Source organism: uncultured Brevundimonas sp. (assembly GCF_963974615.1).
Classification (GTDB): Bacteria; Pseudomonadota; Alphaproteobacteria; order Caulobacterales; family Caulobacteraceae; genus Brevundimonas.
In genome coordinates this window covers 35,360-57,126 of record NZ_CAXBDH010000011.1, presented here as the reverse complement: position 1 = coordinate 57,126, position 21,767 = coordinate 35,360, and the positions used below count along the sequence as shown (strand labels likewise).

20 protein-coding genes are annotated in these 21,767 nt (G+C 66.6%); 12 read left to right on the top strand and 8 right to left on the bottom strand.

Annotated features, from left to right (window positions below; genetic code table 11):
* Positions 1 to 2: 2 nt before the first annotated feature.
* Positions 3 to 701, bottom strand: a complete 699-nt coding sequence (locus AAC050_RS09110) for a DsbA family oxidoreductase (RefSeq protein WP_339914768.1) — start codon at positions 699 to 701, stop codon at positions 3 to 5.
* Positions 702 to 1,151: 450 nt separating this feature from the next.
* Between AAC050_RS09110 and AAC050_RS09105 the strand changes: the two genes are divergently transcribed.
* From AAC050_RS09105 to AAC050_RS09085, 5 genes are all read left to right on the top strand, one after another.
* Positions 1,152 to 1,766, top strand: coding sequence for a hypothetical protein (locus AAC050_RS09105; RefSeq protein ID WP_339914767.1), 615 nt, complete (start codon positions 1,152 to 1,154; stop codon positions 1,764 to 1,766).
* A 699-nt stretch (positions 1,767 to 2,465) separates the two neighbouring features.
* The gene (locus tag AAC050_RS09100) at positions 2,466 to 3,677 is read left to right on the top strand and encodes a GAF domain-containing sensor histidine kinase (RefSeq protein ID WP_339914766.1); all 1,212 of its coding nucleotides are present in this window, start codon (positions 2,466 to 2,468) and stop codon (positions 3,675 to 3,677) included.
* 68 nt (positions 3,678 to 3,745) lie between these two features.
* Positions 3,746 to 5,260 (top strand): sodium/proline symporter PutP, encoded by a 1,515-nt coding sequence (putP, locus tag AAC050_RS09095; RefSeq protein WP_339914765.1) that lies wholly within the window; start codon positions 3,746 to 3,748, stop codon positions 5,258 to 5,260.
* Positions 5,261 to 5,279: 19 nt separating this feature from the next.
* Positions 5,280 to 6,032 carry a ribonuclease T2 gene (locus AAC050_RS09090; protein WP_339914764.1) on the top strand — a complete coding sequence of 251 codons (753 nt, stop codon included), beginning with the start codon at positions 5,280 to 5,282 and terminating at the stop codon, positions 6,030 to 6,032.
* A gap of 43 nt (positions 6,033 to 6,075) precedes the next feature.
* Complete coding sequence (locus AAC050_RS09085) at positions 6,076 to 6,453, top strand: hypothetical protein (RefSeq protein WP_339914763.1); 378 nt, start codon at positions 6,076 to 6,078, stop codon at positions 6,451 to 6,453.
* Here AAC050_RS09085 and AAC050_RS09080 read toward each other — a convergent pair.
* The 3 genes from AAC050_RS09080 to AAC050_RS09070 all read right to left on the bottom strand — a co-directional run bounded on the left by AAC050_RS09080 (position 6,450) and on the right by AAC050_RS09070 (position 9,066).
* Positions 6,450 to 7,256 carry a hypothetical protein gene (locus tag AAC050_RS09080; RefSeq protein ID WP_339914762.1) on the bottom strand — a complete coding sequence of 269 codons (807 nt, stop codon included), beginning with the start codon at positions 7,254 to 7,256 and terminating at the stop codon, positions 6,450 to 6,452. The two genes, AAC050_RS09085 and AAC050_RS09080, sit on opposite strands and share 4 nt — an antisense overlap.
* A gap of 104 nt (positions 7,257 to 7,360) precedes the next feature.
* Positions 7,361 to 8,128 carry an ABC transporter permease gene (locus AAC050_RS09075; RefSeq protein ID WP_339914761.1) on the bottom strand — a complete coding sequence of 256 codons (768 nt, stop codon included), beginning with the start codon at positions 8,126 to 8,128 and terminating at the stop codon, positions 7,361 to 7,363.
* Positions 8,125 to 9,066, bottom strand: coding sequence for an ABC transporter ATP-binding protein (locus AAC050_RS09070; RefSeq protein WP_339914760.1), 942 nt, complete (start codon positions 9,064 to 9,066; stop codon positions 8,125 to 8,127). The genes AAC050_RS09075 and AAC050_RS09070 overlap by 4 nt, the downstream gene beginning before the upstream one ends.
* Positions 9,067 to 9,343: 277 nt before the next feature.
* Between AAC050_RS09070 and AAC050_RS09065 the strand changes: the two genes are divergently transcribed.
* Positions 9,344 to 10,651 (top strand): sorbosone dehydrogenase family protein, encoded by a 1,308-nt coding sequence (locus tag AAC050_RS09065; protein WP_339914759.1) that lies wholly within the window; start codon positions 9,344 to 9,346, stop codon positions 10,649 to 10,651.
* A 64-nt stretch (positions 10,652 to 10,715) separates the two neighbouring features.
* Here AAC050_RS09065 and AAC050_RS09060 read toward each other — a convergent pair whose 3' ends face one another.
* On the bottom strand, positions 10,716 to 11,276 hold the full coding sequence (locus AAC050_RS09060; RefSeq protein ID WP_339914758.1) for a hypothetical protein: 561 nt from the start codon (positions 11,274 to 11,276) through the stop codon (positions 10,716 to 10,718).
* Between the two features lie 145 nt (positions 11,277 to 11,421).
* The gene (locus AAC050_RS09055; protein WP_339914757.1) at positions 11,422 to 11,880 is read right to left on the bottom strand and encodes a peptidase S1; all 459 of its coding nucleotides are present in this window, start codon (positions 11,878 to 11,880) and stop codon (positions 11,422 to 11,424) included.
* A gap of 276 nt (positions 11,881 to 12,156) precedes the next feature.
* Here AAC050_RS09055 and AAC050_RS09050 point away from each other — a divergent pair, with 276 nt between their 5' ends.
* The 6 genes from AAC050_RS09050 (at position 12,157) to AAC050_RS09025 (ending at position 18,157) form a co-directional block, all read left to right on the top strand.
* Entirely contained in the window at positions 12,157 to 13,956 is a 1,800-nt protein-coding gene (locus AAC050_RS09050) for a long-chain-acyl-CoA synthetase (RefSeq protein ID WP_339914756.1), read from the top strand.
* An 82-nt stretch (positions 13,957 to 14,038) separates the two neighbouring features.
* Positions 14,039 to 14,911, top strand: a complete 873-nt coding sequence (gene motA / locus AAC050_RS09045) for a flagellar motor stator protein MotA (protein WP_339914755.1) — start codon at positions 14,039 to 14,041, stop codon at positions 14,909 to 14,911.
* Positions 14,912 to 15,056: 145 nt separating this feature from the next.
* Positions 15,057 to 15,296 (top strand): hypothetical protein, encoded by a 240-nt coding sequence (locus tag AAC050_RS09040; protein ID WP_339914754.1) that lies wholly within the window; start codon positions 15,057 to 15,059, stop codon positions 15,294 to 15,296.
* Between the two features lie 189 nt (positions 15,297 to 15,485).
* Positions 15,486 to 15,749 (top strand): hypothetical protein, encoded by a 264-nt coding sequence (locus AAC050_RS09035; RefSeq protein ID WP_339914753.1) that lies wholly within the window; start codon positions 15,486 to 15,488, stop codon positions 15,747 to 15,749.
* Between the two features lie 115 nt (positions 15,750 to 15,864).
* A complete protein-coding gene (gene mnmD / locus AAC050_RS09030) occupies positions 15,865 to 17,709 on the top strand; it encodes a tRNA (5-methylaminomethyl-2-thiouridine)(34)-methyltransferase MnmD (RefSeq protein WP_339914752.1) in 1,845 nt (614 codons plus the stop codon).
* Positions 17,710 to 17,737: 28 nt separating this feature from the next.
* Complete coding sequence (locus AAC050_RS09025; RefSeq protein WP_339914751.1) at positions 17,738 to 18,157, top strand: DUF6491 family protein; 420 nt, start codon at positions 17,738 to 17,740, stop codon at positions 18,155 to 18,157.
* Here AAC050_RS09025 and scpA read toward each other — a convergent pair.
* The gene (gene scpA / locus AAC050_RS09020) at positions 18,154 to 20,301 is read right to left on the bottom strand and encodes a methylmalonyl-CoA mutase (RefSeq protein WP_339914750.1); all 2,148 of its coding nucleotides are present in this window, start codon (positions 20,299 to 20,301) and stop codon (positions 18,154 to 18,156) included. The genes AAC050_RS09025 and scpA overlap by 4 nt on opposite strands.
* The gene (locus AAC050_RS09015) at positions 20,298 to 21,698 is read right to left on the bottom strand and encodes a methylmalonyl-CoA mutase family protein (RefSeq protein WP_339914749.1); all 1,401 of its coding nucleotides are present in this window, start codon (positions 21,696 to 21,698) and stop codon (positions 20,298 to 20,300) included. Before AAC050_RS09015 ends, scpA begins: the two co-directional genes overlap by 4 nt.
* Positions 21,699 to 21,767 lie beyond the last annotated feature (69 nt).

The following is a 21,767-nucleotide window of genomic DNA, read 5'->3' as shown; positions in this document are numbered from 1 at the left end:
GCTCAGGTTTCGCCCGCGATCTTCCGCAACGCCTCCTCGAACACCGCCACCGGCTGGCCGCCGCTGATCAGATATTTGCCCTCGACCACCACCGCCGGCACGCCGCTGATGCCGCGCGCCACCCACAGGGCCGCTTCGGCCCGCACCTCATCCGCATAACGCCCCTCGGCCAGCACCGCGAGCGCCTCGGCCCTCGTCACCCCCGGGCTTGACCCGAGGGCCTTCGCCGCCGCATCGGCCAGCACCTCCGGGTCGGTCAGATTGCGGCCCTCGGTGAAATGGGCGTCGAACAGCGCCATCTTCAACGCCCTCTGGTCAGCCATGGCCTGCGCCGTCGTCACCTCCGGGCGCGACCCGGGGGCGGCCCAGTACAGCAGCCGGTGGGCATCAAAGGTGTTCCAGATCCGGCTGTCGGGCCCGGTGTTCATGGTGAAGCCGACCTCGGCCGCCCGATCGTGGATCATCTGCCGCGCCCCGGCCGACTGTTCGGGGGTCGAGCCGTATTTGCGCCCGACGTGCTCGACGATGTTCTCGCCCTCGGGCGGCATCTGCGGGTTCAGTTCGAACGGCTGGAACGTGATCTCGGCGTCGATCCCCTCGCCCTTCAACGTCTCCAGCGCCCCCTCCAGCCCGCCCAGCCCGACCACACACCAGGGGCAGACCACATCCGAAACAAAATCGATCTTCAACGTGCGGGTCATGGCGGGGCTCCTTGGGGGGAGACCCGATATAGGGCGCACCCGCGCCGGGGCCAGTGCCGCGTCTCCTCCCCATTCCATGGGGAGGAGGACCGCGCAGCGGTGGAGGGGCACTAGCCTCACATACCGACCGGGGACACTGACCCACCCCATGGGGAGGGGGACCGCGCCTTTAGCCCTCGGACTTGATCCGGGGGGGGTGGAGGGGCACTAGCCGCGCACGCCAATCTTGTCGTCATCCTCCGGCAAGCCGCGCAGCGGCGCTGACCGGAGGACCCAGCGGCGCCCACGCGAAGCGTGGGCGAAACGCCCCCGTCGCCCCGCCCGCCCCATCGCGCTGCCGCGCGCCGCTGGGTTCTCCGGTCGCTGCGCGCCGGAGAATGACGACGGCGGGGTCCACCCCGTCACATACCACCGGTTCACAAACCGGCCCCACAGGCCTAACCTGCCGCCATGACCCATAACGCCCTGACCCCCGCCTTCGCCCCTGCCCTCGCCCTCGCCGCCGCCCTCGGCCTGGCCGGCTGCAGTCCGGGGGGCGGGGCCCCGGCCGATGCGCCCCAGGCCCCGGTCGCCGCGCCAGTTGTGGCCCAGAACAACGCCCTGCCCGACGCCCTGCTCGAGGCCGACGGCTTCACCCCGGCCAATCCCGGCGGCCACGGCACGGCACTGAAAATGACCTTCGGCCAGCCCCGGGCCGAGATCATCGACTTCATGACCACCCTGCACGGCGGCACCGCCCCGACCCTCAGCCACAATGACGAATGCGGGGCCGGGCCGATGAATTTCGCCCGCTGGAGCGACGCCTTCACCCTGGCCTTCCAGGACGGCAAATTCGCCGGCTGGTGGGCCGACGAGCACGCCCCGTCCGGCTTCTCCACCCTGGACGACATCCGCGTCGGCTCGACCCTGGCCCAGGTCCGCGCCGCCTGGCCCGAAGTCCAGGTCATGAACGACTCCATCGGCCCCGAATTCCACGCCGCCGGCCTGTCCGGCACCCTGTCCGGCACCGCCCCCACCGCCACCGTCACCGCCCTCTGGGCCGGTGCCTCCTGCATCTTCCGCTAGGGCCGACCCATCGTCATCCCGGCGGCGCGCGATAGCGCGATCTGTTCAGGCAGGGACGCTGAGCCCCTCTCCCTGGGGAGAGGGGTTGGGGAGAGGGGGTACGGTGTCCCCATGATCGCACCATAACCCCTCACCCTTTGACGCTTCGCGCCGCCCTTCGGGTCGCGCCAGAACGACGGCGGTCGCCGCCGTGCGCTCAAGCCCTCTCCCGCCGGGAGAGGGATGACATGCGAGGTGTTTGCGAAAAATCCGCCTAATCCTCCCCCCCAATCCCTTGCCCTGCACCACCTTGCCCGTTTCTCCAGCCCATTCCCCCACCCCCCTTCCAGCCACACCGATAATACCCCCGTCCCGTCGCAAGGAAGGGCCGCCTGGCCTGCGACCTGGTGTGCGGCGGGAGTGGAGAAGCGGGGGCAGGGGCGGGGGGGATACCCGTCCGGTCCGGGGATTCTGTCGCAAGCAGGACCCGCCCGTCAGCGGCACTGCGGTAAGGCGCCAAGACCGCCACCCGACGCAGGCTGCTGAAAACTCGCCACGCGGAGCGTCAGTCTTCGTCGAAACGGTAATCCATCAGAACACCGGGCGAAGGCCCGGCGCTCCGCCTGCCCTTCCATCACCGCCGCCGGTCCGGCGCGGTCGATGACCCGTACCCGGGGCCCAATGTTTACGTCTTGCAGACTAACACGCTACAGTTGGCCAATGTCCGCCGAACCCGCCCCCGCGCTCGCCGCCGCGCCCGACCCGCAGATCGCGCACGATATGGCCGCCATCGACCGCATCGCCGCGGTGCCGTCGATCCTCGAGGTGATCACCGCCGTCACCGGCATGCGTTTCGCCGTGGTCGCCCGGGTGACCGAGGACAATTGGACCGCCTGCGCCGTTCACGACAATGTCGAATTCGGCATGGATCCCGGCGACGATCTGGCCATCGAGACCACCTTCTGCGACCGGGTGCGGCGTCAGGATACCCCGGTGATCATCGACCATGTCGCCAATGACCCGGTGTTCCACGACCATCCGGTACCGGCCATGTACGGCTTCCAGAGCTATATCTCGGTGCCGATCACCCGCCCCGACGGGGCCTTTTTCGGCACCCTGTGCGCGCTTGATCCGAATCCGGTCGAGATCTCGCGGCCCGAGCGGATCGAGATGTTCCGCCTGTTCGCCGAAATGATCGGCCGCCAGCTCGAGACCGCCGAACGGCTGACCGAGTCCGAGGCCGCCCTGCTGGACGAACGCGAGACCGCCGAACTGCGCGACCAGTTCATCGCCGTCCTCGGCCACGACCTGCGCAATCCGGTCGCCGCCATCCGGGCCGGGGCCACCCTGCTGGCGGCACGACCGCTGGATGACGCTGCCCGCGGCATCGTCGGCCAGATGCAGGCCAGCACCGCCCGCATGGGCCGGTTGATCGACGACGTCCTCGACTTCGCCCGCGGCCGTCTCGGCGGCGGTCTGCCACTGGCGCACCGCGCCGGGGTTCAGCTCCGGTCGGTGCTGGAGACCGTCATCGATGAATTGCGCTCGGCCCACGGCGACCGCGACATCCGTATCGATCTGGTCCTGGACCGCCCCGTCGACTGCGACCCCGACCGCATCGGCCAGCTGCTGTCCAACCTGGTGGCCAATGCCCTGACCCACGGCAGCGCCGACACCCCGGTCCAGGTCACGGCGCGTGCCGACGCCGGCGGCTTCACCCTGTCGGTGGCCAATTCCGGCCCGCCGATCCCCGAGACGGCCCGCGCCCGGCTGTTCCAGCCGTTCAGCCGTCCCGGAGCCGACACACCGCGCCCGGGTCTCGGCCTCGGTCTCTATATCGCCGCCCGCATCGCCGAGGCCCACGATGGCACCCTGACCGTCGAATCCGACACCCGCCAGACCTGTTTCACCCTGCGCATGCCCGCTGCGTGAACCGGCCCGATCGGGTCAGATTTGCCCCCGGGTTGTCGGAGTTGCCGCAACGCTGCTACCCCTAGGGAATGGAAACCGGATCATTCATCACCCTCGGCCTCTATTTCGTCCTGATGCTGGCGATCGGGCTCTACGCCTATCGCGAATCGACCAGCGACGTTTCGGGCTACATCCTCGGCGGACGACGGCTGGGCCCCGCAGTGGCCGCGCTCTCGGCCGGGGCCTCGGACATGAGCGGCTGGATGCTGCTCGGCCTGCCCGGTGCCATGTACCTCAGCGGCCTGTCGTCGATCTGGATCGCCATCGGCCTGTTTATCGGGGCCATGGCCAACTACATCATCGTCGCCCCGCGCCTGCGCCTCTATACCGAACTGGCCCGCGACGCCCTGACCATCCCCGATTATTTCGACAAGCGGTTCCTCGATAATTCCCGGATGCTGCGGGTCATCTCCTCGCTGGTCATCGTCGTATTTTTCACCCTCTACACCTCGTCCGGCCTCGTCGCCGGCGGCAAGCTGTTCGAGAGCGCCTTCGGCCTCGACTACGGCCTGGGCCTGATGCTCACCGCCGGCGTGGTCATGGCCTACACATTGCTGGGCGGCTTCATGGCCGTCAGCCTGACCGACTTCGTCCAGGGCTGCATCATGTTCGTGGCCCTGATCCTCGTGCCCGTCGTGGCCCTGACCCATGTCGGCGGGATCGAGGGCATGACCGAGACCATCCGTGGCATCGATCCCGGTCTGCTGGATATGTTCAAGGGGGCCACTGTCATCAGCGTCATATCGGCCATGGCCTGGGGTCTCGGCTATTTCGGCCAGCCCCACATCATCGTCCGCTTCATGGCCGTGCGTTCGGTGCGGTCCGTCGCGACGATGCGCAACATCGGCATGAGCTGGATGCTGGTCACCCTGCTCGGAGCCCTGGGCACCGGCCTGGCCGGCCTCGCCTATGCCACCCGCACAGGCCTGGTGGTCGACGACCCCGAGACCATCTTCATCATCCTGTCCGACGTGCTGTTCAATCCGCTGGTCACCGGCTTCCTGCTGGCCGCCATCCTCGCCGCCATCATGAGCACGATCTCGTCGCAGCTGCTGGTCTCGTCCAGCTCCCTGACCGAGGATTTCTACGCCATATTCCTGCGCAAGAACGCCTCGCAGAAGGAACTGGTGATGGTCGGACGCCTGACCGTGCTGGCCGTCGCCGTGGCCGCCGGCATCCTCGCCTGGAACCCCTCCAACAGCGTGCTGGGCCTGGTGTCCCAGGCCTGGGCCGGCTTCGGTGCCGCCTTCGGTCCGCTGGTGATCCTGTCCCTGACCTGGAAGCGGATGACCCGCAACGGGGCCCTGGCCGGCATGATCGTCGGTGCCGCCACCGTGCTGTTCTGGACCTATGCTCCGGTACTGGCCGACGGAGCCGTGCTCAGCAGCCTGATCTACGAGATCGTGCCCGGCTTCACCTTCGGCTTCATCGCCATTGTGCTGGTCAGCCTGATGGGCCGGGCCCCGACCGGCGAAGTGGCCGAGACCTTTGACCGCGTCGTCGCCGGCCTGGCCGAGGCCCGCGGCCCCAAACCCACCACCTGACCGGCCGCGCGGGACCGCCATGATCCGTTTGCTGTCCCGCGCCGCCGCCCTCGCCCTGCTGCTGGGTCTGGCCGCCTGCGGGTCGGCGAACCCGCCCGCGCCCGCCGCCGTCGCCGGCACAGCCGTGTGCGACATTCCGGACAGTCTGACACCGGCCCGACCCTATGCTCCCCCCGCTGACGAGGTCGTCCGCGACGTCGACACCGCCTATCATCTTCTGGCCATCAGCTGGTCACCCCAGGCCTGCCGCAGCGGCAAGGACTACCCCGACCCCGCGCTTCAGTGCCGCGACAACCGCTTCGGCCTGACCCTGCACGGCCTGTGGCCCAATGGCCCGGCCAGTCGCCACCCGCGCTACTGTGGTCCGGCACCCGCCCTGCAGCCGGAAACCGTGCGGGCCAATTTCTGCATGACCCCCTCGCCCCGGCTGCAGCAGCACGAATGGGCCGCCCACGGCACCTGCGGCTGGTCCAGTCCCGAAGCCTATTTCAGCCAGGCCGCCGCCCTCTGGAATGATCTGAATCGGCCCGACCTCGAGGCCATCCCGGCCGACCGCCTGACCGCCGGGGCCGTCCGTGACGCCTTTGTCGCCGCCAATCCCGGCCTGCCGCGCGGGGCTATCACCGTGGTCACCGCTGACGACGACTGGCTGCGCGAGGTCCGACTCTGCTATTCGACCGCCTTCGAACCGACCCGCTGCCCACGCGGCACCGGCGTTCCCGACCGCCATAGGATCCGCCTGGCCCCGACCGGCCCGGCAACCGCCCGTTAACAGGTGAAGCGCAGCCTCTCTCCAGGAGAACAGGAAACGCATCATGTCGACCGTTCAGACCTCGAGCTATCGCCGCTCACGCGACCATTTCGAGCCCCAGGACGCCGATCCGCAGGAGCAGCGGCGGCTGCGCGGCCAGCTCGAGAAAATCGACTATTCGACCTATATTGCCAACCGCGAGGTCATCGGCCAGATGCTCGCCGATGTCGACGCCACGGCCTTCCAGCGCCTCGCCGTCTGTACCGCCAACGCCCGCGGCAAATGGGCGGCCGAAGCCATGCGCCTGTCAGAGTCCGGTTCACCCGTTACACCCGACCAGACCGCCCGCCTGATCTCCCACCGTTCCGCCTATGAGGAGCTGGCCGAAGCCTATGAAGCCATGCGGCGCATGGTCGAGCGCGGCTATCTGACCCTGCGTTAGTCGCCTCCCGGACCCTGGTCCAGAGGCTGGGGCCGGGTCACGATCGGCGCATTCGGATCGCTCGGCGGGGGCAGGGCCACTGTCGGAGCCGGACCGACGGGCTCGGGAACACTGACCACCGGATCATTCGCGACCACGATCGGCGGACTCAGTGGTTCGACCGCCACCACCGGCGGTCGAACCACTGCGACCTCAGCTGATCGTTGCACCGGAGCGACCGGTGCTGACGGGGCGGCGGTCGGCACAGACTCCGGCGGGGTGGCCGCCGGAATCTCCTCCGCCCGCCCGGATGGTGCGACCGGCAGGGACGGAACGGCCGGCGGCGGCGTTGTCGGGGTGACGACCTCCGCTACCGCAGGCGCGGATGTCGTCCCGCCCTGTTTGAACAGCCAGGCCGCGCCTGCCACAGTCACAGCTGCCGCAGCCACCGCAGCGAGTGCGAGATATCCCCGCCCGCGGCCGGACGACGGGCGGACGACGGCCGCCCCGACTTCGGGAGTAGCAGCAGAGGTTACCGTATTGGGGCGGACCGGAGCATCGGCAGTCTCCAAGACCGGAGACTGGCCGTCCGGCTGAACCTCCGGCACGGGCAGGTCAGGCGCGACAACCGGCCGTCGCCGCGGGATCATCGATCCACTCAGGATACTGGTTGCGGGCCGGGGCGCGACAGGACGGGCCGGTTCCCGCTCGGCCGGCACCTGACCGGGCAGGGGACCGGCCCGAAACACCGTTTGCGGAGCACGCCCCCATTGAACCTGATGGCGACCGGGGGGCTTTGAATGGTCGTTGGGCGGTGTCGACATGAAAACTCCCGCGCCGGCGAACAGCGCATCTCGGAAACGCGAGGAGCCCTGACGTTGCCGTCCGAGTTCGACGGTTTCATGACGCACGCGTGTTCGCGGGACGATCAGCTCTTCAGCCGATACCCCGTCTTGAACATCCAGCCGACGATAGCCAGGCAGGTGAAGAAGAAGCCCAGGGTCGCTGACATACTGATCACCACCCCCACATCACTGGTCCCGAAGAAGGCCCATCGGAATCCCGAGATCAGATAGACTACCGGATTGAACAGGGTGACCGTCCGCCAGGCGGGCGGCAGCATATCGATCGAATAGAAGGATCCGCCCAGGAAGGTCAGGGGGGTGACCACCAGCATCGGGATCATCTGCAACTGCTCGAAACCGTCCGCCCAGATACCGATGATGAACCCGAACAGGCTGAAGGTAACCGAGATCAGGACCAGGAAGGCCAGCATCCACACCGGGTGCAGGATGTGCAGCGGCACGAACAGGGTCGCGGTCGCCAGGATGATCAGGCCCAGAATCGCCGACTTGGTCGCCGCCGCCCCGACATAGGCCGCGACGATCTCCAGCGGTGACACAGGGGCCGACAGGATCTCGTAGATGGTGCCGGTGAATTTCGGAAAATAGATGCCGAAACTGGCGTTAAAGATCGACTGGGTGAACAGGCTCAGCATGATCAGGCCCGGCACGATAAAGGCCCCGTAGGGCACCCCGTCGATCTCGGTCATGCGCCCGCCGATGGCCGACCCGAACACCACGAAATAGAGCGCCGTGGTGATTACCGGCGTAACGATCGACTGCCAGACGGTGCGCAGGGCCCGCGCCATTTCGAACCGGTAGATGGCCCAGATGCCATAGCCGTTAACGGTCATGCCGCGGTCTCCGTCCGGTCGGAATGTACGAGGCTGACGAAGATATCCTCCAGCGAGCTTTGCTGCGTGTTCAGGTCCTTGAAGGCCACACCCAGCTCGCTCAACCGGCGCAACAAGGATGGAACGCCAGTGCGTTCGGCGTTGGAGTCGAACACATATTCCAGCTCGTGCCCGTCGGCCTTCAACGTCGGCGACCAGTCCGCCAGTTCGACCGGAATCGCCGTCATCGGCTCCTGCAGATTCAGCGTCAGGGTCTTCTTGCCCAGCTTTTTCATCAGGACCGTCTTGTCCTCGACGAGGATCAGCTCACCGTTGAGGATGACCCCAACCCGGTCGGCCATCTCCTCGGCCTCTTCGATATAGTGGGTCGTCAGAATGATGGTGACGCCGCGGTCGCGCAGACCGCGGACCAGGTTCCACATGTCGCGGCGCAGCTCGACGTCGACTCCTGCCGTCGGTTCGTCGAGGAACAGGATGTCGGGCTCGTGGCTCAGCGCCTTGGCGATCATCACCCGACGCTTCATCCCGCCGGACAGGGTGCGCAGCTTGGCATCCTTCTTGTCCCACAGGCTGAGGTCGCGCAGCACCTGTTCGATAAAGGCAGGGTTCGGGGCCTTACCGAACAGCCCGCGGCTGAAGGTGACCGTCGCCAGCACGGTTTCGAAGGCGTCCGTGGTCAGCTCCTGGGGCACCAGACCGATCCGTGACCGCGCCTTGCGATAATCCTTCAGGATATCGAAGCCATCGGCCAGAACCGTACCTGTGGTCGGGGTGACGATGCCGCAGACGACACTGATCAGGGTGGTCTTGCCGGCCCCGTTCGGGCCCAATAGCGCAAAGATCTCGCCCTTGCTGATTTCGAGATCGATCGGCTTCAGGGCCTGAAGTCCCGATTGGTAGGTCTTGGTCAGACCCTCGATAGCGATAACCGGCTGCATTCGGATCTGCCCCCCGGCGGCCCCCGTGCGCCGCGATCCGGAATATGGCTATGATCGGCCAAGGCTCAAGCCATTGTCGAAAAGATCCGCCGGAACGTCGTTGAACCTTTCCGGTCGTCACGGAGTTTCGGAAATCTCATCCTTGTCGGTGACTTCCCCGTACAGCACATGTGCGCTGGCCAGTCACACCGAACGACCTGTCTGGAAACGCGTCCGGATACGCTAAGGTGCACCGTTCACCGGGCCCATGGACCGACCCTGCTGAAGGATAGCCGTCATGCTCCGCCATCTTCTGCTGATCAGCGCGACACTTGTCCTCGTCGCCTGCGTCGACAGGTCCGGCGTCCCCGAGGCGGAGCGGTTCGGACCGGATCCGACCCTTCCGACTCCAACCAATCGGTTACTGCCGCGGGTCAATATCGCGCCGGCCATTGGTTGGCCCGACAACCAGACACCTACACCGGCCGCAGGCCTGGTGGTGAACGCCTTCGCCCGGGATCTTGATCATCCGCGCTGGTTGTACCGCCTGCCCAATGGCGACATCCTCGTCGCCGAGACCAATGCGCCGCCGCGACTGACGAGAAAACCCGTGGGTGTGGTCGGCTGGTTCCGGGGGCTGATCATGAAGCGTGCGGGTGCCCGGGTACCCAGCGCCGACCGTATCACCCTGTTGCGTGACGCCGACGGCGACGGCGTGGCCGAGACCCGCACGGCCTTTCTGGAAAACCTGCGCTCCCCGTTCGGCATGGCGCTGATCGGCGACCGGCTGTACGTCGCCAACGCTGATGCCGTGGTTACCTTCCCGTACCAGACTGGCCAGACAAGCATCCCGGACAGCCCTGTCAAAATCGCCGACCTGCCCGCCGGACGAAACCATCACTGGACCAAGAGTCTGGTGGCGAACGCCGACGGATCGCGCCTCTATGTCGGGGTCGGATCCAATTCCAATGTGGCCGAGAACGGTCTCGGTGAGGAAGTTGATCGCGCCGCCATCCTCGAGATTGATCCCGCCACCGGTACCCGGCGTGTCTATGCCTCGGGCCTGCGCAATCCGGTCGGCATGGCGTGGAATCCCGAGAGCGGCAAACTCTGGGTCGCCGTCAACGAACGCGACGAACTCGGCGACGATCTCGTGCCCGACTATATGACCTCCGTCACTCCCGGTGGCTTCTACGGCTGGCCATGGAGCTACTACGGCCAGACCGTCGACACCCGGGTCGAACCCCGCAATCCCGACATGGTCGCCCGTGCCCTGCGGCCCGACTATTCGCTCGGGGCCCACACAGCCTCGCTCGGTCTGACCTTCTATGACGGAACCCGTATTCCCGCTTGGCGAAACGGGGCCATCATCGGTCAACACGGCTCTTGGAACCGGAGGCCGCGCAGTGGCTACAAGGTGGTTTTTGTCCCCTTCGTGAACGGGACCCCTGCCGGACCGCCACAGGACGTGCTGACCGGGTTCCTCAATAGCAAGGGTGAAGCCATGGGCCGACCGGTGGGCGTCCAGACCGGCGCCGATGGAGCCCTGCTAGTGGCCGACGACGTGGGCAATGTCATCTGGCGCGTGTCGCCGGGCCGCCCCTGACACAATGTTAAAGGCCCCGACGGAATGAACTGCCGGGGCCTTCAGTTGAATCAGCCGGGATTGCTTAGTCGAGCGGTGGGCTCGTTATCGGCTCGGGCGGCAGGACCGGCACGGACTGCGGGGGCAGGGACGTCGCCGCCGGAGTCGCGGTCCCGCTGAGATAGGGCTGCGGCCCGGCAGGTACCGGTGCAGGTTCGGCGGGCGCGACGCTCACAACCGCTGCGGGTCGGACACGAGCGAACGGGGTGGCCGTTCGTGCCGCCGGCCTTGCCGCCGGGGCCGGCGCAGCGATCACAGTCTTGACCGGAGCCTCAGTGCTCAACGGAGCAACGGCTTCAGGCGTGGGCAGGGCCGCCGGAGGCGCGGCGACCGGTACCGGCGCGCCCAGCGAGGAGGTCGTTTCTCCCCCCATCATCATCGCCGCCGCGCCGCCGATCAGGACCACAGCCCCGACCGGGGCCAGGATCATCCAGGTCTTGACCGCCTTGCGGCCATTGCGGGCCTTGCCGCTGCGCGCATAGACCGGCGTATAGGGTTCACGATCGACGACCGCAGCCGTGTCCGCAACGACGCGCCCGCCATATGGATGGCTCGGGATCTCATGATCAGTATATGTAATTGTCATGGTTATTCTCCATAGCGACGCTAATAAAACCGACACCTCGCTTAGGAGTTCCGATTTTATTGAACGGCCATGAAGAAATACCGTTGCGAACACAATCAAGGCAACAATTGATCCGCTTCAGGACCTGTGTGTATTTCTCGAATACCTAAAAACTGCTCAGTTCTGAAATCGACACGACCGCTGGCCGGGAGTTCCCGCTCGAAAAGGTGCCGACCCAGATATCGTACTGGCCGGAAATCGACGGCAGGGCGACGGACGGATTTGAATCCTCTCCGCTGTCGTCATCGCAATACCATTCACCATTGGGCCCGTTGATCACCAGGGTGGTGTCGCTGTTCGACACGGCCGAGATCTTCAAATTCAGCGTCCCGTTACCGTTCCAGCGCAGCCGCAAATCGGGTGCCGAACTGATATAGCCCGAACAGTTTTTCAGCCGGATATTAGCATTGATCGAGCCCCCGGCCTGAACGCTGGTCAGAACCGGGTCCGGCGTAAATCCCGGCGACAACCGGATTTCTCCGTAATTTGGTGTGGCGGTGAAGTCCTGAGCCACAGCAGGAGCGACACAGGTCAGGGCGAGGGCGGCGGCGATCATCAGGCGCATGGCAGTCTCCAGATCCCCGGACGGTCAGTCGACACCATGTCGGCGACCGCCGATATGCGATATGCGATATGATATCCTTGCGGGGCGGACACACAAGTTTCGTCGTCTGCTGGTCTGGATGACGCAACGTCACCGGCGCAACGGCGCCACGCCGGGCGACAATCCGACAGGACGCAGGTGTGAATCGACAAGGGAATTCGCCCCGCAGTTGACCCGGAAGGGCCGGTTGTCCATCACGGGGTTCAGGCAATCCGATTTTATGAGGCGGGCGCGACCATGAGGCTGATGGCGAACATCCGGCGCGACCTTAAGTTCGCGGCCGGATTGCGTCGGCTGTTCAAGCGTATCAAGCCGGTCACCCTCGATAGTCCGGATCTGATCTGTGACGACTTCGAGGAGGCTGTCGACCGGTTTGCTGACAGTATCGCCGTTGAGGACGACTACCGTACCCTGACATTCAGGGAGCTCGACGCCCTCGCCAATCGTTTCGGTCACTGGGCCCAGGGTCGGCGTCTGCATCGCGGTGACGTCGTTGCCCTGATGATGCTGAATCGGGCGGAATATCTGGCGGCATGGATCGGCTTTTCCAAGGTCGGTGTCTCGACCGCGCTGATCAACACCAATCTGACCGGTCATGCCCTGGCCCACTGCCTCACCATCTCCGGCGCGTCCCAGGTCGTCACTGACGAGGACTGCTGGCCGCGGGTCGAGGAGGCACGCCCCTTCGTCAACCGCAATCTGATGCTGTGGGTCGTCGGGCTGAGAGACGAAGGCGAGGCCGACAACAGACGCGGGCTCGACAAACCCCTGAGAGGCGGGTCGTCGGTCCGCCCGAACAGGTCGATCCGGGCCGGTCTCACCAATCGCGACACCGCCCTGTTCATCTATACGTCGGGGACCACCGGCCTGCCCAAGGCCGCGCGTGTGACCCATTCGCGGGCTCGCATCTATATGCGCGCCTTTGCCGGGGTCACCGCCTCGACGGCTGCGGACCGGACCTTCAATGTCCTGCCCCTCTACCATTCCACCGGCGGACTGGTCGGCGTCGGCCCCGCCCTGTTGAACGGCGGCCGACTGATCCTGAGGAAGAAATTCTCGGCAACGACTTTCTGGCCGGACGTGAAGACCTCCGGCGCGACCATTTTCGTCTATATTGGCGAGCTGTGCCGCTATCTGGTCAATTGCCCCGAACATCCCGACGAACGCGACCACAAGCTTCGGCTGGCCTATGGCAACGGCCTGCGCCCCGATGTCTGGGAGACCTTCCAGAAGCGGTTCGCCATTCCGGAAATCCTGGAATTTTACGGTTCGACCGAAGGCAATGTCTCGCTCTTCAACCTTGACGGACGCCCCGGTGCAATCGGTCGGGTTCCCGGCTTTGTAAAGAACAAGATCAATATACGGCTGGTCCGGTTCGACACGGACACCGAGCAGCCAGTGCGAGGCCCGGACGGCCTGTGCCAGTTGACCAAACCCGGCGAGGTCGGCGAGGCGATCGGCCAGATCAGCGACGATATTCGCCACGAGTTCTCTGGATACGCCGACAAGGCCGCGTCGGAAAAAAAGGTTCTGACCGACGTGTTCCAGCGCGGGGATCGCTGGTTTCGAACCGGCGACCTCATGCGCCGGGATTCAGACGGCTACTATTTTTTCGTCGACCGGATCGGCGACACCTTCCGCTGGAAGGGCGAAAATGTCTCCACCACCGAGGTCGAACAACGCCTTACAGAAGCCCCTGGCGTTCAGGAGGTCATCGCCTATGGCGTTCCTGTCCCTGGACAGGACGGCAAGGCCGGTATGGTGGCCCTGATCGTCGAGGGGCGGTTCAGTAGCAGGGCATTCGCCGAATGGGTCGATGCCGAACTGCCGCCTTATGCCCGGCCTGTATTCGTACGGCTGCTGAAGCAGGCCGAAACGACCGGCACGTTCAAATACCGCAAGGTCGATCTGGTCGAAGACGGCTTCAACCCCGCCAGGGTCCAGTCCGGCCTCTATGTTCGCGGCGGCAAGACCGGCTACACCAAGGTGACCCTGGACGGCTATGCCGCACTGATGAGTGGTGCCGCGCGGCTTTGATCTGCCGGGGAATCGCAACTGCCCCTTAAGCATTAACCGCGACTGTATGCGTCCTTAGCTTCCAAGGACGGCCGGGCACCCCATGTTCCAGATCATCGGCATTGTGATGCTGTTCGCTACCGTGTTCGGCAGCTACATCATTTCGGGCGGCAAATTCGCCGTCATCATGCACGCCTTGCCGCACGAGATGATGGCGATTGGTGGTGCCGGCGTCGCCGCCTTCCTCATTTCCAACAGCGTACCGACGATCAAGGCGTCACTGAGCGGCCTTGGAAAGGCGTTCGCCGGACTGAAGTGGAAGAAGGCTGACTATACGGATCTGCTGTGTCTGTTGTTCCAGCTGACCAAAACGATGAAGTCCAAAGGCGTCATCGCCCTGGAAAGCCATATCGAAAAGCCGGCCGAATCCACGATCTTCCAGAAATATCCGAAGGTCCTGAAGGACCATTTCGCTACAGACTTCATCTGCGACACCCTGCGCATGATGACCATGAACCTCGAGGACCCGCACCAGGTCGAGGACGCCATGGAAAAACAGCTGGAAAAACATCATCACGAAGCCCTCAACGCGCCCCATGCGCTACAGAACCTGGCGGACGCCCTGCCCGCCCTGGGTATCGTTGCGGCAGTGCTCGGAGTGATCAAGACCATGGGGTCGATCAGCGAACCCCCCGCCGTGCTGGGCGGAATGATCGGTGGAGCCCTGGTGGGGACCTTCCTCGGGGTCTTCCTCGCCTACGGACTCGTGGGCCCAATCGCGGCCCGGCTTAAATCGATCGTTGACGAGGACGCCAGCTACTACAAGATCATCCAGTCCGTCCTGGTGGCACATTTGCACGGTAACGCCGCCCAGATCTCGGTCGAGATCGGACGAGGAGACATTCCGTCACCGGCTCAACCCACCTTCCTCGAAATGGAAGAGACCCTGTCGAACATGGGGACCGAAGCGGCCTGATCCCGACCGCCGGGTGACAAGAAGGTATCCGGCGGCACGGGAAACACCCCGTTCTGATGAGGGCTTGCGTCCCACCTCACAGACGCGTTACCGAGGTGGATAGCGGGGACTGCCCCCGTTTTGATTCCAACCGAGGGGTTTTCTCATGACCATCCGCCAACTGCTGGCCGTTTCGGCCGCCGCCACCTTCGCCCTGACCGTCGCCGCCTGCCAGCCCGCCGCCGAGCCGGCCGCTGAAGCTGACGCCGCCGCTGACACTGCCGCCGACGCTGCCGACGCTGCCGCCGCCGACGCTGCCGCCGCCTCGACCGACGCTGCTGTCGCCTCGGACGCTGCTGCCGACGCCGTCGCCGCTGCCCCGGCTGAAGCCGCACCGGCTCACTAAAGACCGGTTCCGGGGCATCGCTCCCGGACCAGACAGAAGGGGTCACCCGCCGGGTGGCCCCTTTTTCGTTTCCGATTCCCACTGATCACGAACGCGTGAGAATTCGCTTGCGGAGCGGCTCACAAAGTCGTTACTGTCGGTATTCGGGGATTCATGACCCCGCTTGACCCCTTCCTAAAGGAATTTCCTATGAACATCCGTCAACTGCTGGCCGTTTCGGCTGCCGCTACCTTCGCCCTGACCGTTGCCGCCTGCCAGCCCGCCGCCGAGCCGGCTGCTGATGCTGCTGCCGCCGACGCGACTGCCGCCGCCGACACCGCCGCCGACGCCGCTGTCACCGCCGACGCCGCCGCCACCGACGCTGCTGCCGCCGCTGGCGACGCGACCGCCGCTGCCGACGCTGCTGCTACGGCTCCGGCTGCCGACGCTGCCATGGCTCCGGCTGCCCACTAAGCTTTACAGCTTACTGGATTGGATTACGGACCCTCGGGTCCGTGCCCGGAAAGGGGTCGCCTCGGCGGCCCCTTTTTTCGTGCGTGTCCCTGTCGGGCCGGTGTAAGGCGCGACCATGCCACCATCGTCACCCACCAAGGACCTGTCCCCCGGCCTGCTCTGGACCGATGACGGTTCACCGCGTTCCGGCCGGTTCGACGACGTCTATTTCTCGCGTGAAGACGGACTGGCGGAAAGTCGGACGGTGTTCCTTTCCGGCTGCGACCTGCCCGCCGCCTGGTCCGGACGCAGCCGTTTTACCGTCGCCGAGCTGGGCTTCGGTACGGGCCTGAACATCGCCGCCCTGCTGGACCTGTGGCATCACACGGCCCCGCCGGACGCCCATCTGCACATCTTCTCGGTCGAGGGGTTCCCGCTTTCGGTCGACGAGGCCCGGCGCGCTCTTGGGGCCTGGCCCGGAATCAGGGACGCGGCCTCAGCCCTGCTTGCGGTCTGGCCGACCAGGACGCCGGGAATTCACCGGGTCGACCTGCCCGGCTATCACGCCAGCCTTGAACTGGCGGTCGGTGACGTCGCCTGGGCGCTCGAAACCTGGCAGGGCCACGCCGATGCCTGGTTCCTCGACGGCTTCGCACCGGCGACCAATCCTGACATGTGGTCGTCGCGTGTGTTCGATGCGATCGCCGCCCACTCAGTACCCGACGCGCGTCTGGCGACCTTCACCGTCGCCGGTGCGGTGCGTCGCGGTCTGTCCGAGCGCGGTTTCGACGTCACCAAACGTCCGGGCCACGGCCGCAAGCGCGAACGTCTTGAAGCCCGACGACTCCCGACCGCATCCGTGGCCGTCTCGCCGCCGTCCATCGCCATCATCGGAGCCGGCATCGCCGGAGCGGCTCTGGCCCGGGCCCTGACAGAACTTGGGGCCAACCCGACCGTCATCGAGTCGGTCGGCCCAGGTGCCGGCGGATCTGGCTTTCCCGCCTCGCTGGTGACACCGCGACTGGATGTCGGCGACCCGGTCATCGCCAGCCTCGCGGCCCACGCCCTGAAACGCGCGGGCGACCTGTATGCCGAAGTGCCCGGTGCCGTGCTGGCGCAAGGCGTCATACAGCTGGAACAGACTACCCGGGACGCGGGCCGTTTCACCAAGGTCGCGGCCCAGTCGGTGTGGACGCCGGGAGATATGACCCCCCTGCCCGCCGACCGTGCGGCGGACCGGCTCGGCGAACCTGTCGACACCGGCGGACTGGCGATGCACGGAGCCCTGACGGTGCGACCGTCCGTCATTCTGAATGCGTGGCTGGCAGACCAGTCGCAAATTCAGGCCAATGTCCACCGGCTCGACCTCAAGAGCGGAGTCTGGCGATTGATGGACGCAGAAGACCACGTGATCCTGACCGTCGACCGGGTGATCGTCGCCGCTGGCTGGGGGTCGGCGACCCTGATTGCGGATCATCCTGACGCCCCCGCCCTGACACCGGTCAGGGGGCAGGCAGAATGGGTCGAGGGCCTCTCAACGCCGGCCGTGGCCTGGGGCGGCTATGCGATCCCGACCGCTGACGGCATCCTGTACGGGGCCACCCATGATCGCCATCAGGCCGATACCGACATCCGGACCGACGACAGCGCCCGCAATCTCCAGGCCCTGAACAGTCGCCTGCCGGTACTCGCGTCCCGGGTCGAGGCGACGGGTCCCGGGCACAGTCGTGCGGCTATCCGGGCCACAACCGCCGACCGCCTGCCACTGGCGGGGCCGCTGTCAGGTGCCCCGGGGGTCTATCTGCTGACAGGACTGGGATCGCGCGCCTTCAGCTTTGCGCCCCTGCTGGCCGAGCATGTGGCGGCCCTGGTTCTCGGCGTTGAATCGCCCTTGAACGCGGAACTGGCGGCACGGGTCGACCCGGCGCGGCTGGGTCGCCCGAAGGACCTTGCGAAGTCGACGGCCAGAGCAGATGTTTAAATGTCCAGTCCAACCGGAAGGAACCGTCGTGCCCCCTCTCCAGCACCGAATTCTGCCCACCGCCCTTTTGGCCGCATCTCTGACGGCCCTTGCCGCCTGCGCGCCCGTGCCCGGATCGGGTGACACGGCTCCGCGGACCGGCCGCGCCTGTTTCTATCCGGACCAGGTAGTCAATTTCCGGCAAGGAGACGCCCAGTCAGTCTATCTCCGCGCTCAGGGCTCTGACGTCTTCGAACTCAGGGCCACCGGCTACTGTCGTGATCTGGATTCCGCCAATGTTCTCGGAATCTCGTCACCCGCCGGCATGGCGTCCCGCCTCTGCGCCGGCGATTTCGCCGTGGTCACGACCTCGGCCGGCATCTCTCCCGCCGGTCCCTGCCGAGTCCAGGTCGCCCGCCGGTTGACGGCCGATGAAGTCGCAGCGCTGCCGGACCGCCAGCGCCCCTAGGTTTTCTGAGCGTAGCCGAGGCGCTGGTTCAGCCGGTCGATCAGGTCGATGGCCGTATCGGCGATCACCGAGCCGGGCGGGTAGACGGCCGCCGCCCCCATATCGATCAGGGTCTGGACATCGGAGGGCGGAATCACCCCGCCGACGACGATCATGATGTCCGACCGCCCCAGCCGCTCCAGCTCAGCCTTCAGCTCTGGCACCAGCGTCAGGTGCCCGGCGGCGAGCGAAGACGCCCCGACCGCGTGGACATTGTTCGCCACGGCATCCCGGGCGGCCTCGGCCGGGGTCTGGAACAGGGATCCGGCCGTCGCCTCCAGTCCCAGGTCGCCATAGGCGGTGGCGATGACCTTCTGGCCCCGGTCGTGACCGTCTTGGCCCAGTTTGGCGATCAGGATGCGCGGGGGGCCACCGTCGTTCTCGATGAAAGTGGCGACCATGTCGCGGGCGCGGCTGATCTTCGGATCCTTGCCCGCGGCTTTCGCATAGACGCCGGTGACCGTCTTGACCGTGGCGACATGCCGCCCGAAAGCCGCTTCCAGCGCATCGGAGATTTCGCCGACCGTCGCGTGGGCCCGGGCCGCGCGCACGGACAGCTCCAGCAGGTTGCCGTCGCCGCGCGCGCCCTCCGTCAGGGCGGTAAGTGCCGCCTGCACGGCCGGTTCGTCGCGTTCAGCCCGCAGCTTCCGCAGCTTCTCGATCTGGCGCGCCCGCACCTCGGCGTTGTCGACCTTGAGTACCGGAATGTCGTCGGCGACGGCGTTCAGATAACGATTCACCCCTACCAGCGTCTGCTGGCCGGTGTCGATGCGCGCCTGGGTCCGGGCCGAGGCCTCCTCGATGCGCAACTTGGGCACCCCGGCCTCGATCGCCTTGGCCATGCCGCCCAGGGCGGCGATCTCGGCGATGTGGGCCCGGGCCCGGGTGACCAGATCGGCCGTCAGCCGTTCGACGTAGAAACTGCCGCCCCACGGGTCGATGGTCCCGGTCAGGCCGGTCTCCATCTGCAGGAACAGCTGGGTGTTGCGCGCGATCCGGGCCGAAAAATCGGTCGGCAGGGCCAGGGCCTCGTCCAGCGAATTGGTGTGCAGGCTCTGGGTCTGTCCCCCGGCGGCGGCCATGGCCTCGATCACGGTGCGCGGCACATTGTTGAACACGTCCTGCGCCGCCAGAGACCACCCGGAGGTCTGGCAATGCGCCCGCAGCGACAGGGATTTCGGGTCCTTCGGCGCAAACTCGGCCTGCACCAGCTCGGCCCATAACAGGCGGGCGGCCCGCATCTTGGCCACCTCCATGAAATAGTTCATGCCGATGGCCCAGAAGAAGCTGAGCCGCGGCGCGAAGGTGTCGACATCCATGCCCGACGCCACCCCGGCGCGGATATAGTCGATGCCGTCGGCCAGCGTATAGGCCAGCTCCAGATCGGCCGAGGCCCCGGCCTCCTGCATGTGATAGCCGCTGATCGAGATCGAGTTGAAGCGCGAGGCTTCCGCCGCGGTCCAGGCGAAGATGTCCGACACGATCCGCATCGAGGGTTCGGGCGGATAGATGTAGGTGTTGCGGACCATGAACTCCTTGAGGATGTCGTTCTGGATGGTCCCGGTCAGGGCGCTGTGCGGCACGCCCTGTTCCTCGGCGGCCACGACATAGAGGGCCAGGATCGGCAGCACCGCCCCGTTCATCGTCATCGACACGCTCATCGTGTCCAGCGGAATGCCGTCGAACAGGGTGCGCATGTCGAGGATGGAATCGATCGCCACCCCGGCCATACCGACATCGCCCGCGACCCGCGGATGGTCGGAATCATAGCCCCGGTGCGTGGCCAGATCGAAGGCGATCGACAGTCCCTTCTGTCCCGCCGCCAGATTGCGGCGGTAGAAGGCGTTGGATTCCTCGGCGGTCGAGAATCCGGCGTACTGGCGGATGGTCCAGGGGTTGGACGCGTACATGGTCGGATAGGGGCCGCGCACATAGGGGGCGAAGCCGGGCAGGCCGTCGGTGAAGTCCAGCCCTTCGACGGCGTCCGGGCCATAGACCGGAGCGACGACGATCCCTTCGGGGGTTTCCCAGTCCGGGCGAGTCGGCACCGGTCCGACGGTGCCGGCGTCCAGCTCGATGCGGGTGAAGTCGGGAAAGCCGCTCATCGGGCCGCCTCCGCAAGCGCGGTCTCAAAGGGCGCGGCGAACCGCACCGGGGTCAGGGGCACGCAGGTGTCACCGCCCCCGGTCACGGTCGCCTCCGGTTCCACCTCGACCGGGGCCGCGCGCGTCTCGGCATTGACGAATTTCGTGACCCCGATCAGCTGGACCCGGCCCTCGGCCAGATCGGCTTCTCGCAGGACCCGCGCCGTCGCCACCCGGGCCTGAATGGTGCCGCCCTTCAGGGCCGCAATCACCCCGCCCTCACCCTCGATGCGCTGGAACTCGGCCCAACCGGCCTCAGCCAGATCGCGGGTCCGGGCATCGAGGAACCATGACCCCGCGGCCGGATCGTCGACCCGGCCCAGATGGGCCTCCTCCATCAGCACCAGCTGGGTATTGCGCGCCAGCCGCCGGGCGAAGGCGTCCGGGCGCCCGGCCGCGCGGCTGAACCCGTCCAGTACCACGGCATCGGCCCCGCCGACCGCCCCGGCGAACCCCGCCGCCGTCAGACGCAGCAGATTGGGCCAGGGATCGCGCGCCGACAGCATGCGTCGCGACGAGCGCGCCTCGATCGTTGCGGGAACATTGAGCCCCAGCGCCTTGACCAGCGAGCCCCAGATCAGCCGCAGCGCTCGCACCCGCGCCAGGGCATCGAAATATTCCGCGTCGACCGACACCCCCAGAACCGTGCCGCGCGCCGCTTGCTCGAGACTGAGCCCCGCCGCGACCCCGGCCTTGAGGCTGGCCAGCGCCGAGGCGGCGGCAAAGCCGAGTTCCTGCCCGGCCGACCCACCGGCCTCATGCACCGCCCGACCGCTGGCCAGAAAGAAGCTGGCCTCGGGATAGGCTCCCGCGTGACGGGCCGCCGTGTTGGCGGCCAGGGTCAGATGTTCATCGATCGGTCGGGGCGCGGCCCCGGCGGCGGCAAAGGTCGAGACCGGGTCCATGTGAAAACGCAACTTGGCCCGCGGCGAGCCCTTGCCTACCACCGCCAGCGCGTCGGCCGCGACCGGGCCGTCCAGCCCGGCGTCCAGCCCGACGGCGGCCAGTTCCAGCGTCACCCCGTCGAGCGCCAGCACCAGCAGATCGCTGTCCGACAGGATATTGCCCGACAGGATTACCGAGGCCGCGCCGCCCTCCAGATCGTCCAGCACCGCCGCATTGACCGACTCGGGGGCGTCGCCCTCGATCAGGGTGCGCAGGTCCCAGGCCCGGCCGTCGGCGTCCGCAGACCGCGGTACCGACAGGGACATGACCCCGTCCGTCGCCGAATACAGGGGGGCGATGGTCAGGCCGTCAGCGTCGGTCCGGACCAGGGTGTCAGGCGACCTGCCCCTTAGTGATTTGGCGACCTTCGCCGTCCAGTCGGCGCGAGTGGGCGCGGCAAACAACTCGGACATGGGACCTCCAGCGACAACGAGGGCCTGTATGGCGCGCCGGCCGGTCACGCGTCCAGCCCGCCCCTGCGC